The sequence below is a fragment of the Streptococcus sp. LQJ-218 genome, assembly GCF_003428885.1.
In the GTDB taxonomy this organism is placed as follows: domain Bacteria; phylum Bacillota; class Bacilli; order Lactobacillales; family Streptococcaceae; genus Streptococcus.
This window is the reverse complement of sequence record NZ_QQRU01000006.1, coordinates 64325-86379: the sequence shown is the minus strand read 5'-3', so window position 1 is coordinate 86379 and position 22055 is coordinate 64325. Positions and strand designations below refer to the sequence as shown.

Below are 22055 nucleotides of genomic sequence, written 5' to 3'. Positions count from 1 at the left end.
CAATAGCTTTTTCAGATTTTTTGTATCAATAAGCCTAAATATTCTGAAAATTCGTTTACTTTTCTTGAAATCTATGATATAATTGATGATAACCTATACTTTATAAAGAGGAGTAAATAAATGAAAAAAAGTCAAGTGCTTGCTGTAGCGGGGGCTACCTTATTAGCGTCAGGAGTTCTAGCTGCGTGTTCAAACACTAGTTCAAATAATGCTAAACTAGCAAAAGATTACCAATATGTTTATCAAACAGACCCAGAAACTTTGGATTATATCGTTAGCAATATCGATTCAACATCTTTTATCACAACGAATGCTGTAGATGGTTTGTTGGCTAACGATAAATATGGTAATCTGGTTCCTTCTATCGCTGAATCATGGACAGTTTCAAAAGATGGTTTGACTTATACCTATAAAATCCGTCAGGATGCTAAATGGGTGACAGCAGAGGGAGAAGAATACGCTCCTGTAACTGCTAAAGACTTCGTTACTGGTTTGAAACATGCTGTAGATGGAAAATCAAAAGGACTTTCAATTGTTAGCTCTTCTATTAAGGGATTAGAAAGCTACATCAAGGGTGAAACAAGCGATTTTTCAACCGTTGGTGTAAAAGCACTTGATGACCAAACACTAGAATATACCTTGAACCAGCCAGAAACTTTCTGGAATGACAAGACAACTAGTGGTGTTTTGATGCCAGTTAATGAAGAGTTCTTAACTTCAAAAGGGGAAGGTTTTGGTGCCCCAACAGATGCTAACTCTATTCTTTATAACGGTCCATTTGTCTTGAAGGCTGTAACTCCAAAATCATCTATCGAGATGGCTAAAAATGACGCTTACTGGGACAAAGAAAATGTAAAAATTGAGAACGTTAAGTTCACTTTCTGGGATGGTAAGGACCAGGATGTGATTGCTAAAGGTTTTTCTGATGGTCAATATAGCAAGGCTCGTATCTTCCCTACAAGTTCTACATATGAAAAATATGCAGCTGACTTCAAAGATAATATTTACTTTAACGAACCAGGTGCGGGTGTTGCAACTGTCAGCTTGAATTATGGTCGTACAACCTATAACCACACTGCCAAAACAAGTGATGCTCAAAAGACATCTACTCAGAAAGCATTGCTAAACAAGGAATTCCGTCAAGCCTTGAACTTTGCAGTCGATCGTAATTCTTATTCTGCTCAAACAAATGGTACTGATGGAGCCGCAGTAGCCATCCGCAATACGTTTGCACCTTATAATCTTCAAGTTGGTAAGAAAACATTTGGTGAGTTGGTACAAGAAAGCTTGGCTAAGACAAATTCTTCTACTTGGTCAAACGTGTCTCTAGCAGATTCTCAAAATGGACTTTACAATGAAGAAAAAGCTAAAGAAGTCTTTGCTAAAGCTAAATCAAGCCTACAAGCTGAGGGTGTTGAATTTCCAATTCACTTGGATGCTTTGGTTATCCAAGAATCAACAGCGGTTGTAAACCGTGTTCAATCATTGAAACAATCAATTGAAAAAGTATTGGGTTCAGATAATGTTGTTGTAGACTTACAACAAATGACTCAAGCAGAAGCTTTACCAATTTCATTTAGCGCTCCAACAGCTAAAGAGCAAGACTGGGATATCCATACCTTGCTAGGATGGAACCCTGACTATCAAGATCCTTCTACTTTCTTGGATCAGTTCGTCCTTAAGGGAGGAAGTACTCGTCTTTACCTTGGTATTGACCAAAATACAGATGCATCAGTAGTGGGCAAACTTGCTTTAGCTGATTATGGAAAATTACTTGATGACGCAAACAGTGAAAACCAAGATGTTCAAAAACGTTATGAAAAATACGCAGTAGCACAAGCTTGGTTGACTGACAACGCTTTGACAATTCCAGTAATGGCAGGGCCTAAAGAAACGGCTGTTTCATATGTTTCAAAAGTTCTACCATTTAGCTCTTCATATTCTGTAGCCGGCCTTAAAGGTGAAACTTCAGGATACTTGAAGTACACTGAAGTTGGTGAAAAAGCAATCACCAAAGAAGAGTATGAAAAAGCTCGTGAAAAATGGTTGAAAGAAAAGACTGAATCAAACGAGAAAGCTCAAAAAGAATTGGCAAGTCATGTGAAGTAAATAATTTTCAATAGAACTTTCTCTCCATGAGGAGAAGGTTCTTTTGGGATTTTTAAAAGAAATGATATGAAAAAATATATTTTTATGCGTGTTTTACGGTCATTGGTTTCTATCTTCTTAGTAACAACCTTGACTTACACGATTATCTATACAATGGTTCCTCGAAAATTGATTTTCAAACAGGATACCAACTATAACAAAATTGCGACAACTGCTGATAAACGTGATAACTATGAAAATACTGTTTATGAGCGTATGGGCTATATCGAGTACTACGATACCAAAGAGTTGCAAGAAAAAGCTAGTCAGATGGATGCTTCTGTAACCGTTGAAGCCAATGATACCAACAAGGCTATCTACGAAAAATACATCAAACAGATCGGTCATGGTTGGACCTTGGGAGAATTTACTGAAAGTGGGCAATTCTACGCTACTCGTGAAATCCCAATTTTCGAACGTGTTTTCAAATTTTATGCTAACTTGATTGATATTGACCATACAAATAAAATCAAAGACCCTGAAAACCCAGACTTGAAACGTTACCTTCGTTTCGAAAATGATCCAGCTATCGGATGGTCCTTGGTCGGTTCAGGAACCAAACACAAATATCTCTTGTACTTCAACAGTCAGTTCCCATTTGTGCATCAAAACTTTGTGAACATTAATTTAGGTGACTCTTATCCAACCTATGCTAATAGCCCAGTTTTACAGGTTATTACTCAGGGACAAGGACAAACAAAAACATCTCAAGTTCAGTTCCCAACAGGTAAGAAAACTTCTTCTGTAAATATTTACTCAAGAACCTACAAATCACCTAGTCAGGCTGACTCTCGTGAGGTAGCCAACTACGGAAAAGATGATCCTTATACAGCTACGGAAAGCAACTACCAATATCCTTCCATGATTGTTAGTTCTGCAGTCGTGGGATTGATTGGTTTGGTAATTTCTTATGCGATTGCTGTACCGCTTGGTTCAGCCATGGCTCGCTTCAAGAACACGTGGATTGATAGCTTCTCAACAGGTGTTTTGACCTTCTTGATGGCTCTTCCAACCATTGCCTTGGTTTATATTATCCGTTTAGCTGGTTCTTCAATCGGCTTGCCAGATTCATTCCCTATCTTGGGTGCTGGAGATTGGCGTTCGTATGTTTTACCAGCAGTTATCCTTGGTTTGTTGGGTGCTCCTGGTACAGCTATTTGGATTCGTCGTTACATGATTGACTTACAATCACATGACTTTGTTCGTTTTGCTCGTGCCAAAGGTTTGTCTGAAAAAGAAATTTCAAACAAACACATATTTAAAAATGCTATGGTTCCGTTGGTTTCAGGAATTCCGGGTGCGGTTATCGGGGTTATTGGTGGTGCAACCCTTACTGAAACAGTCTTCGCCTTCCCAGGTATGGGTAAAATGTTGATTGACTCTGTAAAAGCATCTAATAATTCTATGGTCGTTGGTCTTGTTTTCATCTTTACATGTATTTCTATCTTCTCACTTCTTTTGGGAGATATTTGGATGACAATTATTGACCCACGTATTAAATTGACTGAGAAAGGAGGCAAATAATGTCTACAATCGATAAAGAAAAATTTCAGTTCGTAAAACGTGACGATTTTGCCTCTGAGACCATTGATGCTCCAGCCTATTCATACTGGAGATCAGTGTTTAGACAATTTATGAAGAAAAAATCAACTGTAGTCATGTTGGGGATCTTGATAGCTATCATTTTGATGAGTTTCATCTACCCAATGTTTTCTAAGTTTGATTTCAATGATGTCAGCAAGGTAAACGACTTTAGTGCTCGTTATATCAAGCCAAATGCTGAGCATTGGTTCGGTACCGACAGTAATGGTAAATCGCTCTTTGACGGTGTTTGGTTCGGAGCGCGTAACTCTATCCTCATTTCTGTGATTGCGACAATGATTAACTTGGTTATCGGTGTCTTTGTCGGTGGTATTTGGGGAATTTCAAAATCAGTCGACCGTGTGATGATGGAAGTTTACAACGTCATCTCAAATATCCCATCTCTTTTGATTGTCATTGTCTTGACTTACTCAATCGGAGCTGGGTTCTGGAACCTGATTTTTGCCATGAGTGTAACGACTTGGATTGGGATAGCCTTCATGATTCGTGTGCAAATCTTGCGCTATCGTGACTTGGAGTACAACTTGGCTTCACGTACTTTGGGAACACCGACCTTGAAGATTGTTGCTAAAAATATCATGCCGCAATTGGTATCTGTTATTGTGACAACGATGACTCAAATGCTTCCAAGCTTTATCTCATACGAAGCCTTTCTATCTTTCTTTGGTCTTGGGCTACCAATTACGGTACCAAGTTTGGGTCGTTTGATTTCGGATTATTCACAAAATGTAACAACCAATGCTTACTTGTTCTGGATTCCATTGACAACCCTTGTCTTGGTATCCTTGTCCCTTTTCGTAGTTGGTCAAAACTTAGCGGATGCTAGTGATCCACGTACACATAGATAGGAGTAGAAATGACAAAAGAAAAAAATGTAATTTTGACTGCTCGCGATATTGTCGTGGAATTTGACGTTCGTGACAAAGTCTTGACAGCCATTCGTGGCGTTTCCCTTGAACTAGTTGAAGGGGAAGTGTTAGCCTTGGTAGGGGAGTCAGGATCAGGTAAATCTGTTTTGACAAAGACCTTCACAGGTATGCTTGAAGAAAATGGTCGCATTTCCCAAGGAAGTATTGACTACCGTGGTCAAGATTTGACTGTCTTGTCTTCTCACAAGGATTGGGAACAAATTCGTGGTGCTAAGATTGCGACTATCTTCCAGGACCCAATGACTAGTTTGGACCCAATTAAAACAATTGGTAGTCAGATTACAGAAGTTATTGTAAAACACCAAGGAAAAACAGCCAAAGAAGCAAAAGAATTGGCCATTGACTATATGAATAAGGTTGGGATTCCAGACGCAGGTAGACGTTTTGATGAATACCCCTTCCAATATTCTGGAGGAATGCGTCAACGTATCGTTATTGCGATTGCCCTTGCCTGCCGACCAGATGTCTTGATCTGCGATGAGCCAACGACTGCCCTTGATGTAACCATTCAAGCTCAGATTATTGATTTGCTGAAGTCCTTGCAAAATGAGTACAATTTCACAACCATCTTTATCACCCACGACCTTGGTGTGGTAGCAAGTATTGCGGATAAGGTAGCAGTTATGTATGCAGGAGAAATCGTTGAGTATGGAACTGTTGAGGAAGTCTTCTATGACCCTCGCCATCCATATACATGGAGTCTCTTGTCTAGCTTGCCTCAGCTTGCTGATGATAAAGGGGATCTTTACTCAATCCCAGGAACACCTCCGTCACTTTATACTGACCTGAAAGGGGATGCTTTTGCCTTGCGTTCTGACTATGCAATGCAGATTGACTTCGAACAAAAAGCCCCTCAATTCTCAGTATCAGAGACGCATTGGGCTAAAACTTGGCTTCTTCATGAGGATGCTCCAAAAGTAGAAAAACCAGCTGTGATTGCAAATCTCCACGATAAAATCCGTGAAAAAATGGGATTTGCCCATCTGGCAGACTAGGAGGAAGGAAATGTCTGAAAAATTAGTAGAAATCAAAGATTTAGAAATTTCCTTCGGTGAAGGAAGTAAGAAGTTTGTCGCGGTTAAAAATGCTAACTTCTTTATCAACAAGGGAGAAACTTTCTCGCTTGTAGGTGAGTCAGGTAGTGGGAAAACAACTATTGGTCGTGCGATTATTGGGTTAAATGATACGAGTAATGGTGATATCATTTTTGATGGTCAAAAGATTAATGGTAAGAAGTCGCGTGAACAAGCTGCGGAATTAATTCGTCGTATCCAGATGATTTTCCAAGATCCTGCCGCAAGTTTGAATGAGCGTGCGACTGTCAATTATATTATTTCTGAAGGTCTTTACAATCACCATTTATTTAAGGATGAAGAAGAACGTAAGGAGAAAGTTCAAAATATTATCCGTGAAGTAGGTCTGCTTGCTGAGCACTTGACTCGTTACCCTCATGAATTCTCAGGTGGTCAACGTCAACGTATCGGTATTGCCCGTGCCTTAGTCATGCAACCAGACTTTGTTATTGCGGATGAGCCTATTTCAGCCTTGGACGTTTCTGTACGTGCCCAAATCTTGAACTTGCTCAAAAAATTCCAAAAAGAACTTGGTTTGACCTATCTCTTTATCGCCCATGACTTGTCGGTTGTTCGTTTTATTTCAGATCGTATCGCGGTTATTTACAAGGGTGTTATTGTAGAGGTTGCAGAAACAGAAGAATTGTTTAACAATCCAATTCATCCATATACTCAGGCCTTGCTTTCTGCGGTACCAATTCCAGATCCAATATTGGAACGAAAGAAGGTCCTGAAGGTTTATGACCCAAGTCAACACGACTATGAGACTGATAAACCTTCTATGGTTGAAATTCGTCCAGGTCACTATGTTTGGGCTAACCAAGCCGAATTGGCACGTTACCAACAAGGATTAAACTAATAATGGTTTTATAATTTCCATGTCAACTTTTATGGAAATTATAAACCTTTTTTGTTGGACTGATTTGAAAAACTTTGAAAGAATTTTCGAAAAATTTTAAAAAATTCTGAAATATTCTTGACAGGTGATGAAAAAGGTGGTAAGATAGGAAACATCAAAAAAGAAAGCAGAAAAAGAAATGAATAAGAAACAAGCTGTAACGATGAATCAAAACTTTTACTTTAGCTACTTTAGATAGTGTTTGTAGACATGTCACCATGGATGCAAACAGTTCAAGCAATTTGTTTGTATCTATGTGGCTAAGATTTTTGATTGTAGTCCATATAGATGAATATCTAAATGGACTAGCAAAGTTATAACTTGTTAGATTATTTCAAGCATCCGTTTAGGTATTATCTAGGCGGTTTTTTGTTTTATACTCTTCGAAAATCAAATTCAAACCACGTCAACGTCGCCTTGCCGTACTCAAGTACAGCCTGCGGCTAGTTTCCTAGTTTGCTCTTTGATTTTCATTGAGTATTATCTTTTCTGAGAAGGAGTTTCCTTATGAAAGTTGTTCGAAAATTACTAGCCCCTCTCTTGGTAGTGGGTATCCTCTTGACCTCTCTAATTAGTCTGCATCAGTTGAAGGCAGATAAGAAAAAAGATGTTTTTCGTATCGGTATTTCGCAGTTTATTACTCATCAATCTTTGGACGCTACTAGAGAAGGTTTTGTGCATGAGCTGGCTAAGCAAGGCTATGTTGAAGGGAAAAATATCGAGATTGATTTGCAAAATGCACAGGGAGAACAACGAAATCTAAAAACCATTTCCCAGCAACTAGCAGAATCTAGTGATGTCGTTCTAGCCATCGCAACGCCTTCTGCTCAGAGCTTGGCCAATACAACACAAACGACACCGGTTATCTTTTCAGCGGTAACAGATCCTGTCAGTGCCAAGTTGGTTGAGTCAAGAGAGCATCCTGGGGGCAATGTAACTGGTACAAGTGACCAGTCATCAGATGCCATTTTAACCCAAATCAATTTGATAAAGAAAGTGTTGCCAAAGGCTAAAACGATTGGAATTCTCTATACTCAGAGCGAGCCAAACTCAGTTGTCCAAAAGGATGAAGCTAAGCGCCTTCTGGAAGAAAAAGGCTTTACTGTTGTTGAAAAAACAATCTTGGACAGTAACAACGTCAAGGCGGCAGCAGAAAGCTTGATGGCAGAGGTGGATATGGTTTTTGTACCAACGGATAATATCATTTCATCAACCATGGAAACAGTCAAGCAGGTTTCAATTAAACATAAGGTTCCAGTATTTGGTGGTTCAACAGAAATGGTTGCTGTTGGTGGCTTGTATAACTACGGTACCAATTATGAAGAATTGGGAAGACAGACAGCACGCATGTTGATTCGTATTTTAAAAGGTGAGAAGCCAGAAAATATAGCAGTTGAGTTGCCTGAAAAACTGGAATTGCATACTAATCAAGAAATGGCAGATGCATTGGGAATTGATATTAGTAAGTTAGAAGGCAAGGAATAAGGAGATTTAAGATGAATTTTGTATTATCTAGTTTATCAGAAGGTTTACTATGGTCGATTATGGCCATTGGGGTCTACTTGACTTTCCGTATTTTGGACATTGCGGATATGACTGCTGAAGGAGCTTTTCCAATGGGAGCGGCTGTTGTCGTATCTCAGATACAGGCAGGGACAAATCCTTGGATTGCGACCTTACTTGCTTTGCTGGCGGGTATGGTAGCAGGTCTTGTATCAGGAATGCTCCATACCAAGATGAAAATCCCAGCTCTCTTGACAGGGATTGTGACCTTGACAGGACTTTATTCCATCAACATTAAAATCATGGGAAGCGTGCCCAATCTTTCCTTGGGAGATTCTGCAACCGTCTTTAAACAATTGGCGAGTTTGGGGCTAACAAATGAAGAAGCTGTTTTCTCATTCAGTTTAGCCTGTCTCTTACTTGTTTGTTTGGTCTTGACTCTTTTGATGAAAACAGAGATTGGCTTGGTCTTGCGTTCGACTGGGGACAATATTCCGATGAGTGAGGCCAATGGGGTCAATGTAGACACCATGAAGATTGTTGGTTACATGATTTCAAACGGCTTGATTGCCCTATGTGGTTCCTTGTTTGCCCAAAATGATGGATTTTCAGATGTGACTTCTGGGACAGGAACCATTGTTGTTGGTTTGAGTGCAGTGATTATTGCGGAAGTCTTGATACATGACTTGACCATTGGAGGCCGCTTGTTATCCATCGGAATCGGTGCTATTGTTTACCGTTTGATTATTTTAAATATTTATGAAATTCCAAATTTAGATCAAAATCTGGTTCGTCTCTTTAATGCAATCTTGCTCGCTTTGGTTTTATTTGCACCAGAATTGCAAAAGAGATTAAAGATTCGTGGTCTGAAATTGAGAAATGAATAGGAGGAGAAAGTTATGGCAAGTTTGTTAACGCTTGAAAATATTCACAAAACATTTGAAGCAGGGACGGTCAATGAGAACCATGTCCTCAAAGGATTAGATTTAGAGGTTGAAGAGGGAGATTTTATCTCTGTGATTGGTGGAAATGGAGCAGGGAAATCCACTTTGATGAATATCTTGGCTGGCAATCTATCGGTGGACGAAGGTGACCTTTTATTGGCAGGCAAATCCATTAAAAATCTGAGTGTAAGAATGAGAGCCAAGGAGATCGCCCGTGTTTTTCAAGATCCGAAGATGGGGACAGCTTCTCGTTTGACGATTGAGGAGAATATGGCTATTGCCTTGAGACGCGGACAGAAGAGAGGGCTTGGTTGGGGCGTGAAGGAGAAAGATAGAATCCGGTTCCAAGAGGCCCTGAGAGAGTTGAATATTGGTCTTGAAAATCGCTTGAAAGTGGATACTCAATACCTGTCAGGAGGACAAAGACAGGCCTTGACTCTAGTCATGGCAGCTCTGGTGAAACCTAAACTTTTGCTTTTGGATGAACATACTGCGGCACTTGACCCGAAAACGAGTCAAATGGTGATGGATTTGACGCAAAAGATTGTGGAAGACCATCAGTTGACGACGTTGATGATTACCCATGATATGAACCATGCGATTGAGTACGGAAATCGTCTCATTATGCTCTATCAAGGCAAGATAGTGGTAGATGTCAAGGGAGAGGAGAAAAAGCATCTGACAGTTGAAGATCTCATGCATCTCTTCCAGAAAAATAGCGGTCAAAATCTAGTCAGTGATGAATTGGTTTTGGGATAAAGAAAAAGGCTGAGATCTAGTGTCTCAGTCTTTTATTAGTACAAATAGATAGGAAGAAATATGAAATTGATACTCTTCTAAAATCTATTCAAACCACGTAAGCTTTATCTGCAACCTCAAAGCGGTATTTTGAGCAACCTGCGGCTAGCTTCCTAGTTCGCTCTTTGATTGTCATTGAGAATGAATTTGTATAGTTGTGTGATTATTTATGACTAGAAATTCCTCAAAGGATAGACACTAGGTTTAACTGTAATCTATCAGATGGTAACTAGATATACGATATTAAAACCAGTCCTCAAGACAAAAAGGACTGGTTTGTAGTTTAGAATATTATCTTAAAAGATATCAGTTAAATGGTAAATGAAATGCTACTACATACCAAACTTGTGTCACTCTCGGGTGAGATAGCTCTCTGATTCACTCTTAAAAGTTTGTAGTTTTAATCCTTCTTATTTTTTAATAAGAAGATTGATGTTAAGACTAAACTAAGTCCTGCTAAGAAGAGGAGTGGATTTGAGGATTCACCAGTTTCTGGAAGTTGTTCTTTGTGATGAGTATTTTCCAGCTGAGTTGGACTATCGGTAGTTGAAGCCTGTTCAAGGTTTATTGAAGTTGGTTCTGAATGGGTTTCTATTGTCTTGTCGGGTGTAGTTTCTTGAGAATGGCTAGATTGATAGACTACCGCGTAGGTGCTAAAATGGCTAGTGGTAAATTCTGCCATACCATCTCGAACTGTAAAATCAAGTGCTTCCAATTCCTTAGTTGGACTTAGGTAGTAGACATTTTCTACTTGAGATGAAATTGGTAAGCGAACCAAGACAGGGCCTTTTGGTTGCATATTGCTATTTGATTGGTTTTTGAGTTGAATATCATAAGCATCATATGTTTTACCAAATAGTTCTTGAGCTAGTACTTTTTTGCTAGAGACATATGAAATTCCCTCTAAGTTATTGCTATCACCGATAATTTCAACTCCAGTTTTTTCATCTTTTAAGACACGTGTCTGGATTTTAGGGACACTGAGAGTTGAAGGAGATTGATCGTTATTGATTCCGATAGGTTGATTAGGTTTAGGTATGTTGACTTCAGATGGTTTGACGTGTTCAGTAGTGCCGATAGGTTGAGTGTACTCAGGGACGTTTACTACAGGCGGTTGTTCCTGTCCAGCCGTTCCGATAGGTTTAGTGTATTCAGGAATGTTTACTGCAGGTGGTTGTTCCTGTCCTACTGTGCCGATAGGCTCAGTGTACTCAGGAATATTTACTACAGGTGGTTGTTCCTGTCCAGCTGTAGCAATAGGATTTGTGTACTCAGGAATTTCAACCGTAGGAGCTGGCTCATTTCCTTTGCTTGTCGTTGGTTGCTCTGTATCATCATCGATATTAGGAGTGAAGACACCAACAACTGGGCTACTTGTTGTATTTCCTTTGATAGAATAAGCCTCTATCACATTTCCAACCTTCCGATTAGTTTTATCAGGAATAGGGATTTGTACCTGATTTTCTTGGACTGATAGCACAGTCTGATCTCCAGTTGTAAGCAGGTGATGATCATCAACTTTTCGAAAAACGAGTGGATCTTTGACACCTGGGAAATTGATTGCAATTGCTTCCCAATCTCCAGTTGGTAGAGTTAAGGAGACCGTTTTATCATTTGTCTTAAGAGGAGCAATACTTGGAAGGTCTAAACCAATAGCTGGAGATTTTATAATATCAAATGAGTCGAGGGAAATTTTCTTGCGTCCTTCTGGTGAGTTAGGATCAACTCTCAGCGTCAAGGTATGTGGACCATCAGCCAAATTTGTGAATTCTCCAATAAAGGCTCTCTTTTCAGTTGCTTCTGAAGTATAGAAATCTAAACTAGGCATCTCTTTTCCATCTAGTGTCACCAGTGCTTTGCCCAATTCAGAGGTTTTTAAACCATAAATACGAATTCCTGTACCTGTGAAGGAAATAGTTGCTTGAGATTCTGAAGCTGCACTTGATGAATTGTTATTGATATCAGCATATTTCTCTGTAGCTTCGTAGAGCTCAGGGTCGCTCCAGTTTTTAAATTGAGAACCGTATTGGATTCGAGGGTCTCTGTCATCCATTTTTTCAATAGTACGACCCTTTCCAGATAGAATTTTGAAGTAGTCAAGAATGATTCTTGATCCTTCATTATCTCGTCCTTTATTAGTTCGTTTCACACTGATAGTGAGTGTATGAGGCTTTTCTGATAATCCGGTGAAGCGACCGATTAAGCCGCTTTTTTCTGTTTCTCCAGCGGTATGGAAATCAAGTTCACCGACTTCTTTACCATCGATTTTTGCAGTTGCAAGGCCTAAATCAGATGATTTTTGCCCATAAACTTCAATTCCAACCCCAGTGAAAGGAATTGTGGCAGTGATATCTTCATCAGAATAATCATAGTATGAAAGATCAGCATATTTTTCAGTTCCTCTATATAACTCTGAATCTGTCCAGCTTCCAAATCCGGCACCGTATTGAATTCGACTATCTCGATCGTCCATCACTTCACTATAGGTTTCTGCATTTGCTTTTTCGGAAACTTGTGTCGAGACATCTCCGAACATCGCTTTAACAGTATAGGTATAAGCAAGCTTAGGATCTAGTGAGCTGTCGATAAAGTGAGTTTGATTGGTAACAAATTCTTTAATTACAGGAGCTTGACCTGAATCATTCTTTACTTCTCTTCGGATGATATAATTTGTCGCTCCATCTACTTGATTGAAGTTGAGTTCAGCAGCTAAGCCATTTTGTCTAGCGGCAGTTAAAAGTGTCACTCGGCCAGGGACCTGTTCGAAAGAAACAACATCGCCTTTTTGAGTAGCAAGTTGGATACGATTGTTTTTTAGAACAGTTGCTTTGACAGGTTTGCCATTAACCTTGATTTGGCTAGCTTCGATATTTGGATAGTCTACGACGAGGTCTCCACCAACATTTGAAAGGAAGGACAAATTTTGAAGATTTTTATCTTTCCACTTCATATTGACTTCAAAGTTACCACGGGCAATTAAACCGGATACTTGTCCATCTTTCCATACATCCGGTAGGGCAGGCAATGGTGCGATATAGCCAGTATGAGATTGAAGAAGCATTTCTGAAATACCACTGGTTGCACCAAAGTTTCCATCGATTTGGAAAGGCGCGTGTGTATCCCAAAGGTTTTCAAGAGTTGAGTACTTGAGCTGTTCAGCAAGCAGGCGATGGGCACGGTTACCGTCTAGCAGACGAGCCCATAGGTTGACTTTATTGGCCTTAGACCAACCAGTACCACCATCCCCACGGTGATTTAAGGTAGCACGCGCAGCCTCCAGGTATTCAGCTTGGTCTTTGTTAAAGAGAGTGCCTGGGAAGAGACCAACTAGATTGGAAACATGACGGTGATGCTTTTCTATCCCTTCATTGGTGAATTGCGGACCGTCCTCCTCGTACCATTCCTTAATCCGGCCATCTTTGTTAATGTGTAATGGTTTTAATTTATCAAATTTATTTTTAACTTCAGTGACCAAGTCTTGATCGACTTGGAGATGATTGGCAGCTTCCATATAATCGTGGAATAATTGCCAAACAAGTGATTGGTCAAAGGTATTTCCAATGGTAATAGTACCGTGTTCTGGTGAGTAGGATGGAGAAGATACCCAACGATCACTAGATTTGTCATAATGTAAGAAGGAATTCCAAAACTTAGCTGTTTCCTTGAGCATTGGATAAATCTTTTCTTTGAGATAAGTTTCGTCCTTGGTGAATTTATAGTAGTCATAGACGTTCTGCATCATCCAAGCATTAGCAGCTGGCGACCAACCCCAATAGTAATTCCAACCAGGAGTAGTCCAGCCAAAGGGTGTAGCTTGAGTGTGGACCAGCCAACCATTTTCTTGTCCATCTTTGGATTCGATACCAGCGTATTCCTTAGCAGCAATACGGCCATAGTAACGCATGTCATCAATGTAATTGATCATTGGCTTGGCGGTTTCAGCAAGGTTGCTCATGTAGGCTGGCCAATAGTTCATTTGCAAATTGACATTGAGGTGGTAGTCAGCATTCCAAGGTGGATTGTCTACAGCATTCCAAACTCCTTGTAGGTTTGCAGGAAGGGCATCTGTGCGATCACGAGATGAACTAATCAATAAATAACGTCCGTATTGGAAGAAGAGTTCTTCCAGTTTTTGCCCTTTGGTAGGCGTATAAGTTCGAAGTGCCTCTTTTGTAGTCAGGTTAGAGTTATTTCCGCCTAGATTTAATTTAACACGGTTGAAGAGGCTTTGATAGTCTTTGATATGGTCTTGCTTTAATGCTTCGTAGTCCTTTGCTTTAGCAACCTCTACGATATGTTTAACAGTTTTTTCTAAATCAATTTCTTTTCGATAGTTGGTTTTTGGATTTTGAGCAAAGTTGGTTTTGGCACTGAGATACAAGGTGGCGTAATTCGCCCCTGTGACCGTTAAACTATCATCATGGACAGTAACTTTTCCGTCCGTTTTAATTCCTAGATAGGATGCAAACTGGAGGCCATTATCTTTGACCGTACCTTTTAGTAGGATACCATTCGGGTCTGTCGTAACATGGCCACTCTTGTAGTTAGAATACTCCGCTGAGTAGTCTCCGTTAGCAATCAAATCTTCTGTTAAGCTATTCCAAACTGTAAAATCAAGTTTTTTGTCCCCTTTTTGAGTCAAGTGGGTAACTGTAACATCATCAGGGTAGCTTGAGAAGGTTTCTCTTTTAAAAGTAGTTCCATCTTGAGTGTAAGAAGTTGTAGTAGTAGCTTTTGTTATATCCAAACTACGATGATAGTCTGTGACGTTCTCTAATCCTTTCTTTTGGTTGGTGAATACCATAGAGATATCACCAAAAGCTAGATAGCGTCCATACTGGGGATTGTTTGGTCCAACTAGATTTTGTTCAGCGAGTTGTTTTGCTTTTTGACGATCTCCGTCTTCAAGAGCCTTACGAATTTCTGCTAAAATTTTATACCGCTCCTGGTAGTTTCCTCCATTATAGTCGGTACTGTCGGTACTGTCGGGACGTGGTCCGCCCGACCAAAGAGTTTTTTCGTTGTATTGGATTCTCTCCTCACCGATGAGACCAAAAACCTTAGCACCCATCTCACCATTCCCAACTGGAAGGGCTTGTTTTTCCCATCCATCATAGGAAGGAGCTGTTGGCTGATCGTAGTTGAGTTGATAGTTGTTTTGTTTTGTCACAGGTAGTTCTTGTTTTTCGGTTTCCTTATTTTCGTTAGGTTTGACAATAGCTTCGGTACTTGCTTGGTTAGCTGTAGAAGAAGTAATATCAGCCTCAGCGGGTTTGCTTTCAGAAGCACTATTATCGGCTAGAACTGGTTTTGTATGATCAATTGGTTCGTTTGGCTGTGTGTGCTCAGTTGATTCACTTGCTTTCGTTACAGTGTCTGTCTTAACTGTAGTTTTCTCTAATGCAGGTTCGTTTTGCTTTACTTCGATAGTATCAGCAGAGACGGTATGACTAGCTAGAAAAACCGCTCCAAGCAAAACAGAGGCTGTGCCGACCGTTAGCTTCCGAATACTGTAGCGACAGGATTTCTCCCTCCATATTTTTTCCATAGAAACCTCCTTCATTAATTAAAAGCGCTTTCATTTTTTAAAAAGCGAACTTTCTTGTTTCTATATTGTGTTCTTACTCTAATTTTACGAGCTAACGAGGTATTGTCAAGGGGATTTAAGGAGGATATATATTTGATATTGTTTTGTATTAAAAAAGTGGAGGAAATGAATGGTAAGGGAGTGTATTTTTTTATATTATTTCTAGTTTTAACTAGAAAGATAAGCCAACTTTAATTACAGCCTACCCCTCCCTGAAAGCGTAAAACAAACTGGTCAGGGTGGCTAGTTTATGGTATAATGAAAGAGACTCAAAAAGAAACAGGAGAAATATGATGGATTTACTATTAGCAATTATCTTGATTGTGCTAGCTTTTCTAGGAGGAGCTCTTGGAGGAATGTACTTGGTTCGTAAGCAAATTGAAAAAGAATTTGCTGATAACCCACGTTTGAATGCTGAAGCAGTTCGTACTCTTTTGAGTGCAAATGGTCAAAAACCAAGCGAAGCCAAGGTGCAACAAGTCTACCACCAAATCATTCGCCAACAAAAAGCAGCCCTCGCTAACAGCAAAAAGAAAAAATAAAAGCTCTTTTGAACTATAAATAGGAAAAGTCTGGGATGAAAGTTCCAGACTTCTCACTATGTTGGTTATGCTTTAGGGATGAGACTTTTTCCTTGCATTCTATTGATATTTGATTATGATTAAGAGAGATAGTTGTTGATGAGGCTGCTATTCAGTTCTTAAAGATAAGTAATCATAATGAACTATCAATCAGAAAAAAGACTAGAAAGAAGACTGTATGGATAATCGACCAATTGGTTTTTTGGATTCGGGTGTCGGGGGCTTGACCGTTGTGCGCGAGCTCATGCGCCAGCTTCCCCATGAAGAAATCGTCTATATTGGAGATTCGGCACGGGCGCCTTACGGGCCCCGTCCTGCTGAGCAAATACGGGAATATACTTGGCAGTTGGTCAACTTTCTTTTGACCAAGGATGTCAAAATGATTGTCATTGCTTGTAATACTGCGACTGCGGTCGTCTGGGAAGAAATCAAGGCTCAACTAGATATTCCTGTCTTGGGTGTAATTTTGCCAGGAGCTTCGGCAGCTATCAAGTCCAGTAAAGGTGGGAAAATCGGGGTGATTGGAACGCCCATGACGGTCCAATCAGACATCTACCGTCAGAAAATCCATGATCTGGATCCGGACTTACAGGTGGAGAGTTTGGCCTGTCCCAAGTTTGCTCCCTTGGTGGAGTCGGGTGCCCTGTCAACCAGTGTCACCAAGAAAGTGGTCTATGAAACCCTGCGTCCCTTGGTCGGCAAGGTGGATAGCTTGATTTTGGGCTGTACCCATTATCCGCTTCTCAGACCCATTATTCAAAATGTCATGGGGCCAAAAGTTCAGTTGATCGATAGTGGGGCAGAGTGTGTACGGGACATCTCAGTCTTACTCAATTATTTTGAAATCAATCGTGGTCGCGATGCCGGACCACTTCATCACCGTTTTTACACAACAGCCAGTAGCCAAAGTTTTGCACAAATTGGTGAAGAATGGCTGGAAAAAGAGATTCATGTGGAGCATGTAGAATTATGACAAATAAAATTTATGAATACAAGGATGATCAGGACTGGTATGTTGGAAACTATAGTATTTTTGGTGGTATCCGGACTTTGAATGGTGATGACTTAGATTTTCCTCTATTTGAGTTTGCCCAAAGATTTCGAGATGAGGAGCGAGGCTTTCCACTTTCAGTCACCGTTTTACGCTACGGTTCTTCCTATCGTTTATTGTCTTTTGTGGTAGATATTCTCAACCAAGAAGCAGGACGAAATTTGGAAGTCATTCAACGTCAGGGAGCTTTGCTCTTAGTTGAAAATGGGCAACTCCTGCATGTCGAATTACCTAAAGAAGGTGTTGATGTTGAAGCTTTCTTTGAAACTAGCAAAGTCAGAGAAACCTTGTTGATAGCGACTCGTAATGAAGGGAAGACCAAGGAATTTCGTGCTATCTTTGACAAACTTGGATATGATGTGGAGAATCTCAATGATTACCCAGATCTTCCTGAAGTAGCTGAAACTGGTATGACCTTTGAAGAAAATGCTCGCCTTAAGGCAGAAACGATCTCCAAATTGACAGGCAAGATGGTTCTAGCAGATGATTCTGGTCTTAAAGTCGATGTCCTGGGCGGTTTGCCAGGTGTCTGGTCAGCTCGATTTGCAGGAGTTGGAGCTACTGACCGTGAAAATAATGCCAAACTCTTGCACGAATTGGCCATGGTCTTTGAACTCAAGGACCGCTCGGCTCAATTCCACACAACCTTGGTCGTAGCTAGTCCAGGTAAGGAAAGCTTGGTTGTCGAAGCTGACTGGCCAGGCTATATTAACTTTGAACCTAAGGGTGAAAATGGCTTTGGTTATGATCCTCTTTTCCTAGTAGGAGAAACTGGCAAATCCTCAGCTGAATTAACCCTTGAAGAAAAAAATAGTCAATCCCACCGTGCCTTAGCCGTTAAGAAACTTTTGGAGGTATTTCCATCATGGCAAAGCAAACCATCATTGTAATGAGTGATTCCCATGGCGATAGCTTGATTGTCGAAGAAATCCGTGACCGCTATCTGGGTAAAGTTGATGCCATTTTTCACGATGGTGACTCAGAACTCCGTCCTGATTCTCCCCTTTGGGAGGGCATCCATGTTGTCAAAGGAAACATGGACTTTTATGCTGGCTACCCAGAACGTTTGGTGACTCAACTTGGTCCTACAAAGATCATCCAGACTCATGGACATTTATTTGATATCAATTTCAACTTTCAAAAGTTGGACTACTGGGCTCAGGAAGAAGATGCCGATATTTGTCTCTATGGTCACTTGCATGTGCCAAGTGCTTGGATGGAAGGCAAGACCCTTTTTCTAAATCCAGGCTCCATCAGCCAACCACGAGGGACTATCAGAGAATGCCTTTATGCGCGTGTGGAGATTGATGATAGTTATTTCAAAGTGGACTTTTTGACACGAGACCACGAGGTATATCCGGGCTTGTCTAAGGAGTTCAGCCGATGATTGCCAAGGAGTTTGAGGCTTTCTTGTTGGGGCAGGAGGAAACTTTTTTGACCCCTGCTGAAAATCTAGCTGTGTTGATTGATACCCACAATGCAGATCATGCAACCCTCTTGCTCAGTCAGATGACCTATACCCGTGTTCCTGTTGTAACAGATGAAAAACACTTTGTTGGGACGATTGGGCTCAGAGATATTATAGCTTATCAGATGGAGCATGACCTGAGCCAAGAAATTATGGCAGATACGGATATTGTTCATATGACGAGGACGGACGTAGCAGTTGTTTCGCCTGATTTTACCATCACGGAGGTCTTGCACAAGCTGGTAGATGAGTCTTTCTTACCGGTTGTGGATACGTCAGGGATTTTCCAAGGGATTATCACGCGCAAGTCTGTCCTCAAAGCAGTCAATGCCCTCTTGCATGACTTTAGTAAGGAATATGAGATTCGATGCAAATGAGAGATAGAATTTCAGATTTCTTAGAGGAAAAGCAGAGTTTGTCTGCCAATTCCAAGCAGTCCTACAAGTATGATTTGGAGCAATTTTTAGACGTCGTGGGCGAGCGGATTTCTGAGACCAGTCTCAAGATTTACCAAGTCCAGCTAGCCAATCTAAAAATCAGCGCCCAGAAACGGAAGATTTCGGCCTGTAACCAATTTCTCTACTTTCTCTATCAAAAAGGAGAGGTGGATAGCTTTTATCGCTTGGAATTAGCTAAACAAGCTGAAAAGAAGGCCGCTAAGCCAGAACTCTTAGACCTAGACTCTTTTTGGCAGGAAAGCGACTATCCAGAGGGTCGCTTGCTAGCACTCTTAATCCTAGAAATGGGGCTCTTGCCCAGTGAGATTTTAGCTCTCAAGGTTGCAGATATCAATTTGGATTTTCAGGTGTTGCGAATCAAGAAGGCTTCCCAACAGAGGATTGTCAGCATTCCCACGCCCTTACTTTCAGAATTGGAACCCTTGATGGGGCAGACCTACCTCTTTGAAAGGGGAGGGAAAGCCTATTCTCGTCAGTGGGCCTTTCGTCAGTTAGAAGCTTTTGTAAAGGAGAAAGATTTTCCATTCTTATCAGCCCAAGCCTTGAGGGAACAGTTCATTCTAAGACAAATAGAAAACAAGGTCGATTTGTACGAAATTGCAAAAAAATTAGGATTAAAAACAGTCCTGACCTTAGAAAAATATAGATAATGGATATTAAATTAAAAGATTTTGAAGGGCCTCTGGATCTTCTTTTGCACCTGGTTTCTAAGTACCAGATGGATATCTACGATGTGCCCATTACGGAAGTCATCGAACAGTATCTAGCCTATGTCTCGACCCTGCAGGCTATGCGGCTGGAAGTGACGGGGGAGTATATGGTCATGGCTAGTCAGCTCATGCTGATCAAGAGCCGTAAACTCCTCCCCAAGGTAGCGGAAGTAACAGATTTGGAAGATGACCTGGAGCAGGATCTTCTTTCCCAAATTGAAGAATACCGCAAGTTCAAGCTCTTGGGGGAACACTTGGAAGCCAAGCACCAAGAACGGGCCCAGCACTATTCCAAAGCGCCGACAGAGTTGATTTATGAGGATGCGGAGCTTGTGCATGACAAGACGACCATTGACCTCTTTTTGGCTTTTTCAAATATCCTAGCCAAGAAAAAAGAGGAGTTTGCACAAAATCACACGACCATCTTGCGGGATGAGTATAAGATTGAGGACATGATGGTTATCGTAAAAGAGTCCTTGACTGGACGAGATCAATTGCGCTTACAGGATTTGTTTAAGGAAGCCCAGAATGTCCAGGAGGTCATCACCCTCTTTTTGGCAACCCTAGAGTTAATCAAAACTCAGGAACTGATCCTCGTGCAAGAGGAGAGTTTCGGAGATATCTATCTTATGGAAAAGAAGGAAGAGAGTCAAGTGCCCCAAAACTAGACGTGATAGAGAGGAAAGATGAGTACTTTAGCAAAAATAGAAGCGCTCTTGTTTGTAGCGGGTGAAGATGGGATTAGAGTCCGCCAATTAGCTGAACTCCTCTCTCTGCCACCGACAGGCATCCAACAGAGTTTAGAAAAAATAGCCCAGAAGTATGAAAAGGACCCAGATTCCAGTTTAGCTCTGATTGAGACAGGGGGGGCTTATAAATTGGTGACCAAACCTCAATTTGCAGCCATTTTGAAGGAATACTCCAAGGCGCCCATCAACCAGAGTTTGTCTCGGGCTGCCCTTGAGACCTTGTCCATCATTGCCTACAAACAGCCGATTACGCGGATAGAAATTGATGCCATCCGTGGGGTCAACTCGAGTGGAGCCTTAGCAAAGTTGCAGGCTTTTGACCTAATCAAGGAAGACGGGAAAAAAGAAGTGTTGGGACGCCCCAATCTCTATGTGACTACAGATTATTTCCTAGATTATATGGGGATAAACCATTTAGAAGAATTACCAGTGATTGATGAGCTTGAGATTCAAGCCCAAGAAAGCCAATTATTTGGTGAAAGGATAGAAGAAGATGAGAATCAATAAGTATATTGCCCACGCAGGTGTGGCCAGTAGGAGAAAAGCAGAAGAGCTGATCAAGCAAGGTTTGGTGACGGTTAACGGCCAGGTGGTACGTGAACTAGCAACCACTATCAAGTCAGGCGACAAGGTTGAAGTTGAAGGTCAACCCATCTACAACGAAGAAAAGGTCTATTATCTGCTTAACAAACCACGTGGTGTCATTTCCAGTGTGACAGATGACAAGGGTCGTAAGACGGTTGTCGACCTCTTGCCCAACGTGAAAGAGCGCATCTACCCTGTAGGTCGTTTGGACTGGGATACATCAGGTGTTTTGATATTGACCAATGATGGAGATTTTACGGATGAGATGATTCACCCTCGTAATGAGATTGACAAGGTTTATGTCGCGCGTGTTAAAGGTGTGGCCAATAAGGAAAACCTTCGCCCCTTGACCCGTGGACTTGAGATTGATGGTAAGAAAACCAAGCCAGCTATCTATGAGATTCTCAAAGTGGATCCAGTCAAAAACCGCTCTGTGGTGCAGTTGACTATCCATGAAGGGCGTAACCATCAGGTTAAAAAGATGTTTGAAGCTGTCGGTCTTCAAGTGGACAAGTTGTCACGGACTCGTTTCGGACACCTAGACTTGACAGGTCTTCGTCCGGGTGAATCCCGTCGTCTCAACAAAAAAGAAATCAGCCAATTACACACCATGGCTGTAACCAAGAAATAATGAAACGAATTTTAATAGCGCCTGTGCGCTTTTACCAACGGTTTATCTCGCCAGCCTTTCCACCCTCTTGTCGCTTTGAGCCGACTTGTTCCAACTACATGATTCAGGCTATTGAAAAACATGGCTTCAAGGGTGTTTTGATGGGCTTGGCTCGGATTTTACGTTGCCATCCTTGGTCTAAAACAGGGAAGGACCCCGTCCCAGACCACTTTTCCCTTAAACGGAATCAAGAAGAAAAATGAGGCTGGGCAAACAGATTTCAAAATGATAAAAACGCATCCTATCAGGTTTGAGTGAGTCTGATAGGATGCGTTTTATCATGTAAAGATGTGATTGAGTT

The 22055-nt window shown here is 41.0% G+C and carries 19 protein-coding genes; 18 read left to right on the top strand and 1 reads right to left on the bottom strand.

Translation table 11 applies throughout. From position 1 onward, the window contains the following. Positions 1-120 precede the first annotated feature (120 nt). The 8 genes from D2908_RS06485 (at position 121) to D2908_RS06445 (ending at position 9856) form a co-directional block, all read left to right on the top strand. The gene (locus D2908_RS06485) at positions 121-2109 is read left to right on the top strand and encodes a peptide ABC transporter substrate-binding protein (protein WP_117305771.1); all 1989 of its coding nucleotides are present in this window, start codon (positions 121-123) and stop codon (positions 2107-2109) included. A gap of 66 nt (positions 2110-2175) precedes the next feature. Then, positions 2176-3672 (top strand): ABC transporter permease, encoded by a 1497-nt coding sequence (locus tag D2908_RS06480; RefSeq protein ID WP_117305769.1) that lies wholly within the window; start codon positions 2176-2178, stop codon positions 3670-3672. Beyond that, on the top strand, positions 3672-4598 hold the full coding sequence (gene oppC, locus D2908_RS06475; RefSeq protein WP_117305767.1) for an oligopeptide ABC transporter permease OppC: 927 nt from the start codon (positions 3672-3674) through the stop codon (positions 4596-4598). Before D2908_RS06480 ends, oppC begins: the two co-directional genes overlap by 1 nt. Positions 4599-4606: 8 nt before the next feature. Next, positions 4607-5674 carry an ABC transporter ATP-binding protein gene (locus tag D2908_RS06470; protein ID WP_117305765.1) on the top strand — a complete coding sequence of 356 codons (1068 nt, stop codon included), beginning with the start codon at positions 4607-4609 and terminating at the stop codon, positions 5672-5674. A 10-nt stretch (positions 5675-5684) separates the two neighbouring features. Next, complete coding sequence (locus D2908_RS06465) at positions 5685-6611, top strand: ATP-binding cassette domain-containing protein (RefSeq protein WP_117305763.1); 927 nt, start codon at positions 5685-5687, stop codon at positions 6609-6611. 546 nt (positions 6612-7157) lie between these two features. After that, positions 7158-8135, top strand: a complete 978-nt coding sequence (locus D2908_RS06455) for an ABC transporter substrate-binding protein (protein ID WP_117305761.1) — start codon at positions 7158-7160, stop codon at positions 8133-8135. 11 nt (positions 8136-8146) lie between these two features. After that, positions 8147-9040, top strand: coding sequence for an ABC transporter permease (locus tag D2908_RS06450; protein WP_117305760.1), 894 nt, complete (start codon positions 8147-8149; stop codon positions 9038-9040). 12 nt (positions 9041-9052) lie between these two features. After that, on the top strand, positions 9053-9856 hold the full coding sequence (locus tag D2908_RS06445; RefSeq protein ID WP_117305758.1) for an ATP-binding cassette domain-containing protein: 804 nt from the start codon (positions 9053-9055) through the stop codon (positions 9854-9856). Between the two features lie 439 nt (positions 9857-10295). Here D2908_RS06445 and D2908_RS06435 read toward each other — a convergent pair whose 3' ends face one another. Further along, entirely contained in the window at positions 10296-15443 is a 5148-nt protein-coding gene (locus tag D2908_RS06435) for an SIALI-17 repeat-containing surface protein (protein ID WP_117305756.1), read from the bottom strand. A gap of 332 nt (positions 15444-15775) precedes the next feature. Here D2908_RS06435 and D2908_RS06430 point away from each other — a divergent pair, with 332 nt between their 5' ends. The 10 genes from D2908_RS06430 to yidD all read left to right on the top strand — a co-directional run bounded on the left by D2908_RS06430 (position 15776) and on the right by yidD (position 21957). Continuing rightward, the gene (locus D2908_RS06430; protein ID WP_117305754.1) at positions 15776-16024 is read left to right on the top strand and encodes a YneF family protein; all 249 of its coding nucleotides are present in this window, start codon (positions 15776-15778) and stop codon (positions 16022-16024) included. A 217-nt stretch (positions 16025-16241) separates the two neighbouring features. Beyond that, entirely contained in the window at positions 16242-17036 is a 795-nt protein-coding gene (gene racE / locus D2908_RS06425) for a glutamate racemase (RefSeq protein WP_117305752.1), read from the top strand. Further along, complete coding sequence (locus tag D2908_RS06420; RefSeq protein ID WP_117305750.1) at positions 17033-18004, top strand: nucleoside-triphosphate diphosphatase; 972 nt, start codon at positions 17033-17035, stop codon at positions 18002-18004. Before racE ends, D2908_RS06420 begins: the two co-directional genes overlap by 4 nt. Beyond that, positions 17980-18501 (top strand): metallophosphoesterase, encoded by a 522-nt coding sequence (locus D2908_RS06415; RefSeq protein WP_117305748.1) that lies wholly within the window; start codon positions 17980-17982, stop codon positions 18499-18501. The genes D2908_RS06420 and D2908_RS06415 overlap by 25 nt, the downstream gene beginning before the upstream one ends. Next, on the top strand, positions 18498-18959 hold the full coding sequence (cbpB, locus tag D2908_RS06410) for a cyclic-di-AMP-binding protein CbpB (protein WP_117305746.1): 462 nt from the start codon (positions 18498-18500) through the stop codon (positions 18957-18959). The genes D2908_RS06415 and cbpB overlap by 4 nt, the downstream gene beginning before the upstream one ends. Then, a complete protein-coding gene (gene xerD, locus D2908_RS06405) occupies positions 18956-19690 on the top strand; it encodes a site-specific tyrosine recombinase XerD (protein WP_346426296.1) in 735 nt (244 codons plus the stop codon). The genes cbpB and xerD overlap by 4 nt, the downstream gene beginning before the upstream one ends. Beyond that, the gene (locus tag D2908_RS06400) at positions 19690-20418 is read left to right on the top strand and encodes a segregation/condensation protein A (RefSeq protein WP_117305742.1); all 729 of its coding nucleotides are present in this window, start codon (positions 19690-19692) and stop codon (positions 20416-20418) included. The genes xerD and D2908_RS06400 overlap by 1 nt, the downstream gene beginning before the upstream one ends. Positions 20419-20436: 18 nt before the next feature. Next, positions 20437-21006: an SMC-Scp complex subunit ScpB gene (gene scpB, locus D2908_RS06395; protein ID WP_117305740.1), complete on the top strand. Its 570-nt coding sequence runs from the start codon at positions 20437-20439 to the stop codon at positions 21004-21006. Next, the gene (locus D2908_RS06390; RefSeq protein WP_117305738.1) at positions 20993-21715 is read left to right on the top strand and encodes a pseudouridine synthase; all 723 of its coding nucleotides are present in this window, start codon (positions 20993-20995) and stop codon (positions 21713-21715) included. The genes scpB and D2908_RS06390 overlap by 14 nt, the downstream gene beginning before the upstream one ends. After that, the gene (gene yidD / locus D2908_RS06385) at positions 21715-21957 is read left to right on the top strand and encodes a membrane protein insertion efficiency factor YidD (protein WP_000821624.1); all 243 of its coding nucleotides are present in this window, start codon (positions 21715-21717) and stop codon (positions 21955-21957) included. Before D2908_RS06390 ends, yidD begins: the two co-directional genes overlap by 1 nt. Positions 21958-22055: the final 98 nt, after the last annotated feature.